The organism is Parasphingorhabdus sp. (assembly GCF_036964565.1).
GTDB lineage: Bacteria > Pseudomonadota > Alphaproteobacteria > Sphingomonadales > Sphingomonadaceae > Parasphingorhabdus.
In genome coordinates, this window is record NZ_JBALTN010000009.1 from 21,298 (window position 1) to 34,658 (window position 13,361).

Sequence of the window (13,361 nt, forward strand, 5' to 3'; positions counted from 1 at the left end):
GCTCGGCAGATTGCCTGTCGCCGATGGAGGTCCTGAAACAAGTTCAGGATGACGAATTCACGAAATGGCGATAAGCGGCTATCATGACGAACCACTCCGATCAGATCGTTCCCGATTCCGAGCATAGAGGCATTGTCGGCCTGCTGCCTTCCGCGGCCCGGCCCTATGCCTTGCTTGCCCGATTTGATCGCCCGATCGGCTGGTGGCTGCTGTTCTGGCCATGTGCCTGGGGCGTGGCGCTTGCGGGCGGCGCGGTTCAGCGCTGGGAGCTGCTGCTCTGGCTGCTGCTCGGTGCGATCGCGATGCGGGGGGCAGGCTGCGTCTATAATGATATCGTCGACCGCGATCTCGACCGCCAGGTGGCACGGACCCGTTCGCGGCCGCTTGCCAGCGGCGCCGTGTCGCTCCGGGCCGCGTGGCTCTGGCTGGGGCTGCTCTGCCTGATCGGGCTGACCGTCTGGCTGCAGATCAACGGCACGGCCAAGCTGGTAGCGCTGGGCAGCCTGGCGCTGGTTGCCGCCTATCCGTTCATGAAGCGCATCACCTGGTGGCCGCAGGCTTGGCTCGGGCTGGTGTTCAGCTGGGGCGCGCTGGTCGGTTGGGTGGCGATTGATCCCGGGTTTCGCTGGCCGACGGTCCTTCTGTACACCGGTTCGATCTTCTGGGTGATCGGCTATGACACGATCTACGCGCTGCAGGACCGCGAGGATGACGCTTTGGTCGGCATCCGGTCCAGCGCGCTGCGCCTCGGCGACAATGTCCGTTTCGGCGTGCTGGCCTTTTACCTGACAGCACTGGCAAGCTGGGCAGCTGCCTTCTGGATGCTGCGGCCGCAATGGCTGGCGCTGGTCGCGCTCGTGCCAGTGGGACTGCATCTCCTGTGGCAGGTGATGACCCTGAATAGCGCCGATGGCGATGACGCGCTCGCCAAGTTTCGGTCCAACCGATTTGCCGGCCTGCTGATGTTCCTCGCCTGTCTGGTGATCGGGCAGGCGGGCTAGCCGCCGGACAATTGGATTGCGTTTCGCAACCCATGCGGGTTATGCTGCTTAACCGAATAGTTAAGCCAACGCCAATTCCCGGAGACCTTTGCATGAAAACACGCCGCCTGGGCCGCAGCCCGATCTATGTTTCCGAAATCTGCATGGGGACGATGACCTTCGGCAGCGGTGCCGACGAGGCAATGGCGCACCGGATCATGGATGAATCGGTGGAGGCGGGGATCAATTTCTTCGACACCGCGGAAAATTACCCGGTGCCACCAAAGCGCGAATGGGCAGGCGAGACCGAGAATATCGTCGGGCGCTGGCTGAAGGGCAAGGATCGCGACAGCCTGATCATCGCCACCAAAGTCTCCGGGCCCAGCCATGGCTGGCTCGCATCATCGCAGCGCGCGGGGATGACGGCACTGGACCGGCACAATATCGTGCGCGCGCTGGATGCCAGTCTGAAGCGGCTGCAGACCGACTATATCGATCTCTACCAGACCCACTGGCCCGACCATGGCACCGCCTATGACGAGACCATGGAAGTGCTCGACGAGCAAATCAGGGCCGGGAAAATCCGTGCGATCGGTTGTTCGAACGAAACCAGCTGGGGACTGATGAAGTCGCTCGAGGCCTCCGAACGGCTTGGTGTCACCCGCTATTGCACGATCCAGAATAATTTCAGCATGAACAATCGCCGGTTCGAGGATGAGCTGGCGCAGGTTTGCAACCAGGAAGGGGTCAGCCTGATTCCCTATTCTCCGCTTGCTGGCGGGGCCTTGTCGGGCAAATATAATGACGGAGCGCAGCCGGAGGGTGCGCGTTTCTCTTCCTATCTGAAAATGGGTGGACGGCAGGCGAAAATGGCCGAGCGGTTCGTCAATCCCAAGTCGGAGGAATCAACCAAGCGCTTCATGGCGATCGCCGATGAACTGGGCGTGGCGCCGGTGACGCTGGCGACCGCCTGGTCGAAGCAGCATGATTTTGTCGCCTCGACCATTGTCGGTGCAACCCATACCGACCAGCTGCCGGATATTTTTGCCGCCGCCGATCTGGTGCTGAGCGACGAGATCATGAAGCGGATCTACAAGATCAGCCGGGAAATCATGTATCCGATGGGCTGAGCGCCAAGGAGAAGGACAGATCATGAACCGCTTTCTGGAACATACCGGTGCGAAATATCCGATCGTGCAGGCGCCGATGGGCTGGATCGCCCGGTCGCAGCTGGCGTCGGCCGTGTGCAACGCCGGAGGCTTGGGAATCATCGAGACCAGCTCAGGCGAAACCGAAGCCTGCATGGCCGAGATCGAGAAGATGAAGAAACTGACCGACGCCCCATTTGGGGTGAACCTGCCGATCATGTTCCTGAAGAATCCGGCGATCCTGGACCATATCTGCGGATCGGGCGTTAAATTTGTCACCACCTCGGCCGGCAGCCCGCGCAAATTTGTCGGACCGCTGCAGGAGGCCGGGATCATCGTCTATCACGCGGTGCCCACTGTCGCCGCGGCGATGGGCTGCGTCGAGGCGGGGGTCGATGGCCTGATCGTCGAGGGTGCCGAAGGCGGCGGCTTCAAGAATCCCGAGGAAGTGTCGACGCTGGTGCTGCTGCAGGCGATTCGCAAGCAGACCGATATCCCGATGGTTGCGGCCGGCGGCATTGCCGACGGCAAGGGCATGGCGGCGGCCTTTGCGCTGGGCGCGGAAGCCATCCAGATGGGCACGCGCTTTGTCTCGAGCGCCGAAAGCCCGGTGCACCACAATTACAAGCAGGCGATCATCGATGCCAAGGAGACCGGCACCTATGTGCTGAACAAGAAGGCCTCGCCCTGCATCCGCGCGCTGAAGACCGAACGGACCGCCAAGATTTACGAGGACGGCCTGATGCCGCCGGATACGTTCAAGGGCATCATGGACGTCTATTTCGGTGGCGATATGGAGGCGTCGGTCGGCCTCGCCGGGCAGTCTTCCGGTTTGATTGACGAGGTAAAAACTGCCAGACAGATTATCGACGAGACGGTGACCGAATTTTTCGAGATCACCGCAAGACTGGGCGCGCTGAGCGCGGCCCAGAGTTTCTAGAAAACCACAAGAGAGGAATTTCCGATGAGCCAGTTTCCCGAAGCCAAGCAATTGTTTACCACCGTCACCGAGGACGGCAGGTCGATCCTGTCGATCGAGCCCTATGACGTGCCCGAACCGAAGGAGCATGAAGTCGTCGTGCGGATGGAAGCGGTGCCGATCAACCCGTCCGATCTCGGCCTGCTGACCGCGGCTGCCAATATGGAGACGGTGCGCAGCGAAACCGTCGACGGGCATCCCGCTCTGGTCGCCGACGTGGAGCCTGCCATGCAACCCTTCTTCAAGGGCCGCGCCGGCAAGAAACTGGCGGCCGGCAACGAAGGCGCCGGGACCGTGGTCGCCGCCGGATCATCGGATGCGGCGCAGGCAATGATCGGCAAGGTCGTGACGATAGTGGGCGGCGAGATGTACCGCACCCACCGGGTGATGCCGGCGATGATGTGCGTGCCGCTGCCGGACGGCGCGCCGGCCAAGGAGGGCGCGTCCCTGTTCGTCAATCCGATGACCGTGCAGGGCTTTCTCAACACGATGCGGGCCGAGGGCCACGAAGCGCTGGTCCATACCGCTGCCGCGTCCAACCTCGGGCAGATGCTGGCGAAGCTGTGCCTCAAGGAAGGCGTCGACCTGGTCGCCATCGTGCGGTCGGACGCGCAGAAGAAGATCCTGACCGATATCGGCCTGACCCATGTCATCGACAGCAGCAAGGACGATTTCATGGACAAGCTGATCGCGGCGCTGGCCGAAACCGGTGCAACGCTCGGCTTCGACGCGATCGGCGGCGGCAAGATGGCGAGCTATATCCTGACTGCCATGGAAAAGGCAGCGGCAGTGCGCGGGGCGGAATTCAGCGTCTACGGTTCGACCACCAACAAGCAGGTCTATATCTATGGCCGGCTCGACACCGGCGAAACCATCCTCGGCGGCGGTCTTGGCCTCTACTGGGGCGTCGGCGGCTGGCTGCTCACCCCGCATCTCGAAAAGGTCGGCGGCGAACGGATGATGGAAATGCGCATGTACACGGTCGAGGAGCGCAACGGCATCTTCAACAGCGAATATTCCAGCGAAATCAGCCTGATGGACATGATCGATCCGGCGATTGCCAAGGGTTATGAGAAGAAGGCCACGGGTGAGAAGGTGCTGGTCAATCCGAGCCTTTAGAAGAACGGGGTCAGAACCTTCCCTCCGGACATGATCCGTTACCCAGAGCGGCAATGCGTCAGTGGTACGATTACCGCTCTGGGTGCTGAAACGAGTTCGGGATGACGAAGGCTGTTCGTTGAGGCTGACTTTCCCTCTCCCGTGAGGGAGAGGGATGCACAGACTTGATGAGCGAAGCGAATTTTGTCGGAGCGGGGTGAGGGTGTACTGCCGGTGGGTTGGTCCACTCAGTCACCACTCGAGCACCCTCATCCAACTGCGGCTAACCAGCAGCGCTGGTATGCCTTCGTATCCTTCTCCCTCAAGGGAGAAGGGGGCTCAGGCGTAGCTCACCACCTCCCACTCGATCCTGTTCCAGTCGAAGAAGTAGAAGCGGCGTCCTGGCTCGTAATCGCTGTGGGCGAAGGGCTCCAGCCCTGCCGCGACCACCCCGGCCTCGACCGCGTCGAGATCATTGACGGTGACGCCGATATGATTCATCGGTTCGCCCTTGTTGAATGCGGGATCAGCGGCCTCCACCCCAGCATTGGTGTAGAGCGCGATGTAGCTGTCATCCGTGCCGATATGGATCGTGTGGCCACCCAACATTGACGGCCCCTCCCACCGGATATGCCAGCCAAACAGATCGCGCAGCAGGGCGGCGCTCCGTTGCGGGTCGCTGACCGTGATGTTGACGTGTTCCAATGTGGCGTTGGTCATTTCTCATTTCCTTTCTCCTTTGGTGCAATGGAAGCTTTGGAGGCTTGGAAGCCGCTAAAAAATTCGGATCTCCCGTTCCCCAATCTCCGTGCTTGCGATTCGTACAACCTCAAGCTAAGTTGAGGTCAAGAGATTATTTGGTGCGCCGTCATTGCGAGCATAGCGAAGCAATCCAGAGCCGCGGGTGACGCCCTGGATTGCTTCGCTGCGCTCGCAATGACGAACAAGGCAGGCCTGCTCGTCACTTGCGGCGATGGCCTGTGCCCCAAACGGTGTCTCCTGCCTCCGGGGCTCCGCAGCAAGTGCGGAGCACATAGTGAAGGAACCAACCATGCCCGAAAGCAAATCCCTGACCATCGGCGCCCTGGCCGCTCGCACCGGCCTGTCGGTCTCGGCCATACGATTCTACGAGGACAAGGGGCTGGTCGAGCCGTTTCGTTCCAGCGGCGGTCAGCGGCGCTTCCTGCGGTCGGATATCCGGCGGCTGAGCTTCGTCCTGATCGCCCAGCAGCTGGGGCTGAGCATCGGCGAGATCGGGCGCCAGCTGGCCAAGCTGCCGCATGGCCGTACCCCGACCCAGTCCGACTGGACGCGGATCAGCAAGGCGATGCGCGGCGTGATCGATGCCCGGATCGCCGAGCTGGAGCGGACCCGCAACCGGCTCGACGGCTGTATCGGCTGCGGCTGCCTCAGCCTGCAGAAATGCGCGCTTTACAATCCGGACGATCGGGCCGGTCTCAAGGGTCCGGGGCCGCAGCTCGTGCTGAATGATTGAACCGGTCGACGCTTTCATCGCGATATGCCATGGGCCGGCCAGCCGCGCTGATTTCGGAAAGCGAGCCGATCGACTGAAAGGCGGGAACGCATGTTCAATTTACGCGTAGTTACAGCCATGGAAAAATCAAAATTGCTCGATCGCGGCATCAAAATCAAACATCGCGAAGATTTCGCTACCGCCCTGAAGGCGATGGTATCGCAACCGGAATTTCCGTGCGTCGGCGCCAAATCCGCGCTGGCCCGGGACAATCTGCGGGTGATAGCCGGCTATAGTCTCGACAGCAGCTGGGACGACCTGGAAATCCATCGCGAGCTGCTCGCCTGGGCCAAGGAATATCGCGGGTCCAGCGAAGGCCTGCGTAGTCTGGCGGTGATTTTTGACGGGCCGCTGGATCTGTCCGAAGCCGAATTTGAAAAGCTGTTGTGGACGCGGATCCAGTCGCTGGCGGACAAGGATGCCTGGCTGGGCCAGGATTATGATCCCCGGGTCAGCGCGGACCCCAAGGATCCGCATTTCTCGCTCAGCTTTGGCGGAGAGGCCTTTTTTGTTATCGGTCTGCATCCCAACGCCTCGCGCCCGGCGCGCCGCTTTGCCTACCCAATGCTGGTGTTCAACCTGCACGACCAGTTCGAGCGGCTGCGCGAACATGGCACCTACGAGAAGATGCGGGAAACCATCCTGACGCGCGACGAGAAGCTGGCCGGCGACATCAACCCGATGCTTTCGAAATATGGCGAGTCCAGCGAAGCCCGGCAATATAGTGGCCGCAAGGTCGGCGACGACTGGCAATGCCCGTTCCAGGACCGGCGCAGCCGATGAGCAAATGGCGTATTCCGCCGCGCTCGGGCGCGGCATTCCGGCTCAGGCGCGGCGAATATCTCGAGGTGATCGATCCGGACGGCGGCCAGGTGTCCGATCTGCTGGCCTATAATGCCAGCGATGTCAGAGAAGCATTGTCCAATGGCCGGACCTTTGATTACGAGGAAACGATCCGGCTAAGCGCGGGAAACCGGCTGTGGTCCAATCGCTCCAACGCGATGCTGACGATTGTCGAGGATACGGTCGGGTCGCACGACTTTCTGCTGACGCCGTGCAGCGAGGACACGTTCCGGCATTTCTATCCCGACAAGCCCGTCCACCGCGGATGCTTCGGCAATCTCGCCGAGGTGCTGGCCACCTTCGGCATTGAACGGGACGCCATCCCGTGCGCGTTCAATGTGTTCATGAATGTCCCGGTCGATCAGGCAACAGGCCGGCTGGAAGTACTGCCGCCGACCAGCAAGGCCGGCGACCGGCTGCGGCTGCGGGCGGAGATGGATCTGGTGATCGGGCTTACCGCCTGCTCGGCCTATGCCTCCAACGGCGGGACGTTCAAGCCTATTGACTACCGGGTGCTGCCGAGCGGAGCGGAGCAGACTTGATCCGGACCTTGTCCGATCGTCGGTCGCTTGCGCCTGTCGATCTGTCCCCGGCTGGCTGAGGCGGCGCTTATCTGATGTGGACCGAGCCCGAAGAGGGCAGGCTGGGTTCGACAGGAGCCGTCGTCACGGCTATAGCGGGGCCGTACATGACCCGCAGACTTTTTCCTCTCAGCGCGCTGCTGCTCGGTTCCCTGTTCCTGCTGATCGCGGGCGGAATCAACGGCTTGATTCTGCCGATCCGCGGTATGAGCGAGGGTTTCAGCGCCTTTTCTCTGGGTCTGCTCGGCACCGGCTGGGCCGCGGGCTATGTGCTGGGCTGCATCTATACGCCGGTGCTGGTTGCGGGTGCAGGGCACATCCGGGTGTTCAGCGTACTGGCGGCGACGGCGGCGATCGTGATCCTGTTGTCGGCGATGTTCCCGAGTCCGTGGGTCTGGATACCGCTGCGCGGCATTTCCGGCTTCTGCTTTGCCGGAGCGGCGATGATCGTCGAAAGCTGGCTCAACGAGGAGGTCGACTCGTCGATCCGGGGCCAGGTCTTCGGCACCTATACGATGATCAACCTGGCAGGGTCCACCGGCGGTCAGCTGCTGCTGATCGGTGCGGATGTCTCGACCGCCTGGTATTTCATGCTGGGCGCGATCTTCTATTGCCTGGCGCTGATCCCGACGGCGATCAGCACGCGGCGCGCGCCGGCGCCGCTGTTCGAGGTCAAGCTCAAGCTGTTGCAGCTCTGGCAGAACTCGCCGGTGGCGGTGTTTGCGGTGCTGATGATCGGGATTTCCAACGGCGGCTTTGGCGCGCTGGCGCCGGTCTATGCCGAGCGCATCGGCCTCGACCTGACCACCATCGTCCTGTTCAGCAGCCTGCCGATCCTGGCGGGTGCTGCCGCGCAGATTCCGGTGGGCAGGGCCTCGGACCGGTTCGACCGGCGCAAGGTGCTGGTGCTGACGGCGCTGATCGCGATTGCGGCGAGCAGCGGCTTCCTGTTCATGCAGCCGGAGACGGCCCATGCCAATCTTCTGCTTGGCGGAGCGCTGGGCGCGATGATCTATGCCATGTATCCGATCATCGTTGCGCATGCCAATGACCATGCCGGACCGGGCGACTATATCAGCACCAGCGGCGGGCTGCTGCTGGTGTTCGGGATCGGTTCGATCATCGGACCGTTCATCGGCGGCTTGGCGATCACCCTGTCGGGGCCGCTGGCGCTGTTCTGGACGATGATGGCGGCCCATGTCCTGATCCTGCTGTTCTCGATCTGGCGGATCCAGCGGCGCGAGAAGCTGGACAGCGCGGACAAGGGCAGCTTCCAGAATATCCCGCCGGCGCGCCATTCGACGCCGGAAACCGGGGTGCTGGCCGGTGGGCAGGAGCGGGAGTAGGAGCCGGCGGTTTCCGGCGGCTACAGCCCGAGCGACTTGCGGAGCGCATCGTTGATGCGGGTTTGCCAGCCGGCACCGGTGGCCCTGAACCTTTCCACCACCGCCTGGTCCAGCCGCAGGGTGACCTGCTGCTTGGGGTTTTTCAGTTTCGGGCGGCCGGGTTTGGTGAGGGTGCCGTCGGCGGGGCGGATCAGTTTGCTTCCGTGCCAGATGGCCGCGCGCTCAAACTGATCGTCTGTCCATTCCGGCGCATCATCAGGATCGACCCAGGGCTTCTTCGACTTTTCGTTGCTCTCGTTCATTGGCTTTCCGCAGTGAAATGATTCTTCGGGTGGCTCCACGTTCGGTCCAGACCAGGACGACGGTACGGCCGCCGATATATCCGTAAGTTATGAACCGTTTTTCTCCATATTCCTGTCGGTCGTCCAATTGCGAAATATGCCGCGAACGAAAAATCTCTTCCGCATCCGCGAAGTCCAGTCCCCGGGCTTCCAGGGTTTGTTGCCGCTTCGCCGGATCGAAGGATATCCTCATTCAGCATATTTTGCCGAGCCGACGTGAGCTTGTCGTCCCATTTTGTGGCTCTGACCGAAACAGACAAAAGCTGCAATTAATGTAGTTACGTTTATAGCGAGAGTCAATGCGAGTGGGCAAGATTTCCCTCACGGGTAAAAGAGGGGAGACTATAAATACCGTTAGCCCTGAGCTTGTCGAAGGGCGCTTGGCGGTCAAAAGCGGGCCGCACCTTTCGACGCGGGTCGGGGTTCGACAGGCTCACCCCTAACGGAAAAGAAGGGACGGATAATAATCCCGTTAGCCCTGAGTCGGTCGAAGGGCGGTTCTGTTTTGGGAGCGGACCAGGCTTGCAGACAAGAGGCGGGTTTCGCTAGGCTCACTGCTAACAGATGTGGAGTTTGGGAATTGACAGAAGCGGTCAATTGCGACTTTCCGTTAGTCCTGAGCTTGTCGAAGGACGCCTCTCGGTCAAGAACAGGCTATGGCGTTCTATACCTATATCCTGGAATGTTCCGATGGCAGTTTCTACACCGGCCACACTGATAATCTCGACCAGCGTTTTGCGCAGCATCAGAGCGGCTATATCACCGGCTATACTTTCAAGCGGCGCCCTGTCGAACTGGCCTGGTCCGAGTATTTCGCGACCCGTTATGAAGCGCTGGAGGCAGAAAAGCGGATCAAGGGCTGGACCAGGGCCAAAAAGCAGGCGCTGATTGCGGGGGACTGGACGTTGCTGTCCGAGCTGGCCCGGAACTCTGGTGATCGACGATAGGCGGGGTTCGACAGGCTCACCCCTAACGGCAGTAAGGCAGAATCCGAATAATACCGTTAGCCCTGAGCTTGTCGAAGGGCGCCTGTCGGCTAGCCACCGTCCTCACTCCGCCGCCAGCAATTCTTCCGCGGCGTTGAGGTCCACCGACACCAGCTGCGAAATGCCGCGTTCTATCATGGTCACGCCGAACAGGCGGTGCATGCGGCTCATGGTAACGGCATTGTGAGTGACGATCAGGTAGCGGGTGCTGGTTTCGGCGACCATCTTGTCGAGCAGGTCGCAGAAGCGCTCGATATTGGCGTCGTCGAGCGGCGCGTCGACCTCGTCGAGGACGCAGATCGGGGCGGGGTTGGTGAGGAACAGGCCGAAGATCAGGGCGACGGCGGTCAGCGCCTGTTCGCCGCCCGACAGCAGGGTCAGCGAGGTCAGTTTCTTGCCCGGCGGCTGGGCCATGATCTCGAGGCCGGCCTCCAGCGGATCGTCGCTGTTGATCATCTCGAGATGCGCCTTGCCGCCGTCGAACAGGGTAGCGAACAGCCGCTGGAAATGGCGGTCGACTTCCTCGAAGGCTGCGAGCAGGCGCTGGCGGCCTTCGCGGTTGAGGCTACCGATCGAGCCGCGGAGCTGGTGGATCGCCTCGTTCAGCTCCTCGCTTTCCTTGGTGGATTTTTCCCACTCGGTTTCCAGTTCGGCGAGTTCGTCGGCGGCGACCAGATTGACCGGGCCGATCCGCTCGCGGCTGAGCGACAGCCGTTCCAGTTCCGCCGATTCCTGCGCGGCGTCCCCGACCGTATTTTCGTCAAATTCCAGCTTCTTCGGCAGCACCGGCGCCGGGCATTCGAATTTCTCCGCCGAAATCCGGCCCATCTCCATCCGGCGCAGGTCCTGGTTCTCCGCCCGCGCCTTGGCACCGGCTCGGGTTTCACGGGCCTGGCTGAGCGCTTCGCTAGCCTGGGCGAGCCGGTCCTCATGGTCACGCTGGGCCAGTTCGGCGGCCTGCAGCGCTGCGTCCTTTTCCGCGACCTTGTCGTTCAGCGCATCCTGCTGCTCCGCCAGTTTCGTCACTTCGACCTCGATCACCCGGGGGCGGTCGGCGAGACCTTCGACCTCGGCCTCGATCAGCGCGCCGCGCCGGGCCATTTCCTTCATCCGCGCCTCGGCCTCGCCGGAACGGTCCTGCCAGGAGCGGATCTGTGCGCTGGCGACGGCCTTCTGTTCCTTCACCTGCGCCAGCTTCTGGTCGATCGCGGAGAGCGCCGCCTGCGCCGCCATCACCCGGCCGCGGGCGGCATCGCGCTGGTCCTGGAGTGCGGATCGGGCCTGTTCCTGCGCGGCGCCATCGGGCTGGCTGGCCCGTTCCTTTTGCGCCGCTTCCAGCTCGGCGCGCGCGGTCGCGCTTTCCGCCTGCAGCGCGGCATCCCGTTCGGCGAGGCTGGCGGTGCGCTTGCGCAGCCAGGCCAGCGCCTCTTCCGCCTGGTCGGCTTCGCGCAGCGTGCGGCGCAGGGCTTCCTCCGCTTCGCGCCGGGCCGTCCGAGCTTCAGCCAGCTGCGTTTCAATGGTGGCGATCGCCTCGCGCTGCGTTTCCAGCGCTGTCTCCGCCTCGGCAACCTTCGCCCCGGCGGGCACCAGCAGCTCCTGCAGCTGGCGCAGGCGATTGGCGCGGACCAGCCGTTCGGCGCTGGCATTGCCGTCGTCGCGGGCAACAAAGCCGTCCCAGCGGCGCAGCGATCCCGCTTTCGTCACCAGCCGCTGGCCAACGGTGAGGGCCTGGTCCTCGTCGCTGTCGGCGACAAATATCTGCGAAAGGCGTGCGTGCAGTTCGGCCGGGGCCTCGACTTGGCCCAGCAGGCTTTCGGTTCCTGCCGGTGCTTCGCCGGTGGCAACGGGCTGGCCGCCGCCCCAGAAGCGGTCGCCCGCTTCGCCGACGGAGGCGAGCAGGTCGTCGCCCAGCGCCGCAGCCAGCGCCCGTTCGAAGCCCGCCGCCGGCTTGACCCGGTCGATCGCCTTGCTGGTGCTTTCGGCCTTCGACAATTCCCGGTCGAGCGCGTCATGTTCGGATTTCAGTCCCGCCAGTTCCGCCTTCAGCCCGGCGAGGCCGGACTGCGCGGCATCGCGGGCCGCCGTGGCCTCTATCCGCTGTTCTTCCAGAGATGCAATCCTGCCGCCGCTGCCATCGGCGGTTTTCTGGGCGGCCTCGCGCGCGGCAACCGCTTCGGCAAGGGCCGTTTCAAGTTCGCCTTCGTCGCCCATTTCGGCGCGTTCCGCCTTCAGCCGGTCCAGCTCGACGGCGAGCCGGTCGTGGCGGACCTGCGCCGCGTCGACGGCGGCGTTGGCGACCTTGATCTCGGCCTGGATCCGCGCTTCCTCGGCGACCGCCTTGGCCAGCTCGACCTCCGCTTCGCTGGCGGCGCGCTCGGCGCGTTCCGCGCCGCGCTCCAGATCGGGGCGCTCCTTGTTGAGCTCGGACAATTCGGTCGCCAGCCGTTTCTCGTCTTGTTCGAGGCGGTCGAGCGCCTCCATCGCGTCGCGGGTCAGCTGGTCCTCGCGGGCGTTGTCGTCATGGATGCGCTGGGCCTGCGCCTGCAGGTCGAGCAGGCGGGATTTGAGATTGTCGCGCTCGTTGGTCAGGGTCAGCAGCCGGTGGCTGGACTCGCTGGCCTGCTCGCGCGTGCGCTGGACCTCGGCGCGCAGGATGCCGAGCGCCCTGGCGCTTTCATTCTGGGCGGTGACCGCTGCCTGCTGTTCGGCCTGGGCTGCGCTGACGCTGGCTTCCGCGGCTTCCGCCTCGGCCCGGGCAAGATCGGCGGCAGCGGCGGCCTCGCGCCAGCGGGCATAGATCAGCCGGCCCTCGACGGTGGTGATTTCCGCGCTGAGCTTGCGGTAGCGCTCGGCCTGCTTGGCCTGCCGCCGGAGGTTGGCGGCGCGCTGCTCCATGTCGCCCAATATGTCGTCGAGCCGGGACAGGTTCTTTTCCGCCGCGCGCAGTTTCTGTTCGGCATCGCGGCGGCGGACGTGCAGGCCAGAGATGCCTGCGGCTTCCTCCAGCATTTCCCGCCGCGCCTCGGGCTTGGACGAGATGATGTTGGAAATCTTGCCCTGGCTGACCAGCGCCGGGCTGTGCGCGCCGGTGGCGGCGTCGGCGAAGATCAGCGCGATATCCTTGGCCCGGACGTCGGTGCCATTGGCGCGATAGGCCGAGCCGGCGCCGCGCTCGATCCGGCGGACGATTTCCAGTTCACTGTCATTGTCGCCGACGTGCAGCGAGGTGACGTCGTCGGTTTCCCGTTCCGCGGTCAGCGTGACTTCGGCAAACTGCCGCTCCGGCCGATCCTCGGTGCCGGCGAAGATCACGTCTTCCATGCCGCCGCCGCGCATCGACTTGGCGCTGTTTTCGCCCATCACCCAGCGGATCGCCTCGAGCAGGTTGGACTTGCCGCAGCCATTGGGCCCGACCACGCCGGTCAGTCCTTTTTCGATGCGCAGCTCGGTCGGGTCGACAAAGCTTTTGAAGCCCGAGAGTCTGAGCTTCTTTATCTGCACGGACTATGTCCCGTGCTGTCTCTG

At 63.2% G+C, this 13,361-nt stretch carries 13 protein-coding genes; 9 read left to right on the forward strand and 4 right to left on the reverse strand.

All coding sequences use genetic code 11. The features are described from left to right. The first annotated feature begins 83 nt into the window (after window positions 1–83). From ubiA to V7650_RS13275, 4 genes are all read left to right on the forward strand, one after another. Window positions 84–1,001: a 4-hydroxybenzoate octaprenyltransferase gene (ubiA, locus tag V7650_RS13260; RefSeq protein WP_335656711.1), complete on the forward strand. Its 918-nt coding sequence runs from the start codon at window positions 84–86 to the stop codon at window positions 999–1,001. 92 nt (window positions 1,002–1,093) lie between these two features. Continuing rightward, window positions 1,094–2,110, forward strand: coding sequence for an aldo/keto reductase (locus V7650_RS13265; RefSeq protein WP_335656712.1), 1,017 nt, complete (start codon window positions 1,094–1,096; stop codon window positions 2,108–2,110). 22 nt (window positions 2,111–2,132) lie between these two features. Beyond that, window positions 2,133–3,068, forward strand: a complete 936-nt coding sequence (locus V7650_RS13270; protein ID WP_335656713.1) for an NAD(P)H-dependent flavin oxidoreductase — start codon at window positions 2,133–2,135, stop codon at window positions 3,066–3,068. 24 nt (window positions 3,069–3,092) lie between these two features. Further along, a complete protein-coding gene (locus V7650_RS13275) occupies window positions 3,093–4,226 on the forward strand; it encodes an NADH oxidase (protein ID WP_335656714.1) in 1,134 nt (377 codons plus the stop codon). A gap of 318 nt (window positions 4,227–4,544) precedes the next feature. On the opposite strand, the gene V7650_RS13280 is transcribed toward V7650_RS13275, so the two are convergent. Further along, window positions 4,545–4,925 (reverse strand): VOC family protein, encoded by a 381-nt coding sequence (locus tag V7650_RS13280; protein WP_335656715.1) that lies wholly within the window; start codon window positions 4,923–4,925, stop codon window positions 4,545–4,547. A 331-nt stretch (window positions 4,926–5,256) separates the two neighbouring features. Here V7650_RS13280 and soxR point away from each other — a divergent pair, with 331 nt between their 5' ends. The 4 genes from soxR to V7650_RS13300 all read left to right on the forward strand — a co-directional run bounded on the left by soxR (window position 5,257) and on the right by V7650_RS13300 (window position 8,509). Further along, complete coding sequence (gene soxR / locus V7650_RS13285) at window positions 5,257–5,700, forward strand: redox-sensitive transcriptional activator SoxR (protein WP_335656716.1); 444 nt, start codon at window positions 5,257–5,259, stop codon at window positions 5,698–5,700. A gap of 192 nt (window positions 5,701–5,892) precedes the next feature. Then, window positions 5,893–6,522 carry a guanitoxin biosynthesis heme-dependent pre-guanitoxin N-hydroxylase GntA gene (gntA, locus tag V7650_RS13290; protein ID WP_335656845.1) on the forward strand — a complete coding sequence of 210 codons (630 nt, stop codon included), beginning with the start codon at window positions 5,893–5,895 and terminating at the stop codon, window positions 6,520–6,522. Continuing rightward, window positions 6,519–7,124, forward strand: coding sequence for an urea carboxylase-associated family protein (locus V7650_RS13295; protein ID WP_335656717.1), 606 nt, complete (start codon window positions 6,519–6,521; stop codon window positions 7,122–7,124). Before gntA ends, V7650_RS13295 begins: the two co-directional genes overlap by 4 nt. Window positions 7,125–7,270: 146 nt before the next feature. Beyond that, the gene (locus tag V7650_RS13300; RefSeq protein ID WP_335656718.1) at window positions 7,271–8,509 is read left to right on the forward strand and encodes an MFS transporter; all 1,239 of its coding nucleotides are present in this window, start codon (window positions 7,271–7,273) and stop codon (window positions 8,507–8,509) included. 20 nt (window positions 8,510–8,529) lie between these two features. Here V7650_RS13300 and V7650_RS13305 read toward each other — a convergent pair whose 3' ends face one another. Together V7650_RS13305 and V7650_RS13310 are read right to left on the reverse strand one after the other, a co-directional pair. After that, complete coding sequence (locus V7650_RS13305) at window positions 8,530–8,811, reverse strand: BrnA antitoxin family protein (protein ID WP_335656719.1); 282 nt, start codon at window positions 8,809–8,811, stop codon at window positions 8,530–8,532. Further along, window positions 8,765–9,043, reverse strand: coding sequence for a BrnT family toxin (locus V7650_RS13310; RefSeq protein WP_335656720.1), 279 nt, complete (start codon window positions 9,041–9,043; stop codon window positions 8,765–8,767). The genes V7650_RS13305 and V7650_RS13310 overlap by 47 nt, the downstream gene beginning before the upstream one ends. Window positions 9,044–9,506: 463 nt before the next feature. On the opposite strand from V7650_RS13310, the gene V7650_RS13315 reads away from it, so the two are divergent. After that, a complete protein-coding gene (locus V7650_RS13315) occupies window positions 9,507–9,797 on the forward strand; it encodes a GIY-YIG nuclease family protein (RefSeq protein ID WP_335656721.1) in 291 nt (96 codons plus the stop codon). A 102-nt stretch (window positions 9,798–9,899) separates the two neighbouring features. Here V7650_RS13315 and V7650_RS13320 read toward each other — a convergent pair whose 3' ends face one another. Continuing rightward, window positions 9,900–13,337, reverse strand: a complete 3,438-nt coding sequence (locus tag V7650_RS13320) for an AAA family ATPase (protein WP_335656722.1) — start codon at window positions 13,335–13,337, stop codon at window positions 9,900–9,902. Window positions 13,338–13,361 lie beyond the last annotated feature (24 nt).

Excerpts from the sequence above, each read along its gene's own strand:
- soxR (WP_335656716.1), top strand. The coding sequence starts at position 5,257 with ATGCCCGAAAGCAAATCCCTGACCATCGGCGCCCTGGCCGCTCGCACC.
- gntA (WP_335656845.1), top strand. The coding sequence starts at position 5,893 with ATGGTATCGCAACCGGAATTTCCGTGCGTCGGCGCCAAATCCGCGCTG.
- V7650_RS13315 (WP_335656721.1), top strand. The coding sequence starts at position 9,507 with ATGGCGTTCTATACCTATATCCTGGAATGTTCCGATGGCAGTTTCTAC.
- V7650_RS13300 (WP_335656718.1), top strand. The coding sequence starts at position 7,271 with ATGACCCGCAGACTTTTTCCTCTCAGCGCGCTGCTGCTCGGTTCCCTG.
- V7650_RS13270 (WP_335656713.1), top strand. The coding sequence starts at position 2,133 with ATGAACCGCTTTCTGGAACATACCGGTGCGAAATATCCGATCGTGCAG.
- V7650_RS13275 (WP_335656714.1), top strand. The coding sequence starts at position 3,093 with ATGAGCCAGTTTCCCGAAGCCAAGCAATTGTTTACCACCGTCACCGAG.
- V7650_RS13295 (WP_335656717.1), top strand. The coding sequence starts at position 6,519 with ATGAGCAAATGGCGTATTCCGCCGCGCTCGGGCGCGGCATTCCGGCTC.
- ubiA (WP_335656711.1), top strand. The coding sequence starts at position 84 with ATGACGAACCACTCCGATCAGATCGTTCCCGATTCCGAGCATAGAGGC.
- V7650_RS13310 (WP_335656720.1), bottom strand. The coding sequence starts at position 9,043 with ATGAGGATATCCTTCGATCCGGCGAAGCGGCAACAAACCCTGGAAGCC.
- V7650_RS13265 (WP_335656712.1), top strand. The coding sequence starts at position 1,094 with ATGAAAACACGCCGCCTGGGCCGCAGCCCGATCTATGTTTCCGAAATC.
- V7650_RS13280 (WP_335656715.1), bottom strand. The coding sequence starts at position 4,925 with ATGACCAACGCCACATTGGAACACGTCAACATCACGGTCAGCGACCCG.
- V7650_RS13305 (WP_335656719.1), bottom strand. The coding sequence starts at position 8,811 with ATGAACGAGAGCAACGAAAAGTCGAAGAAGCCCTGGGTCGATCCTGAT.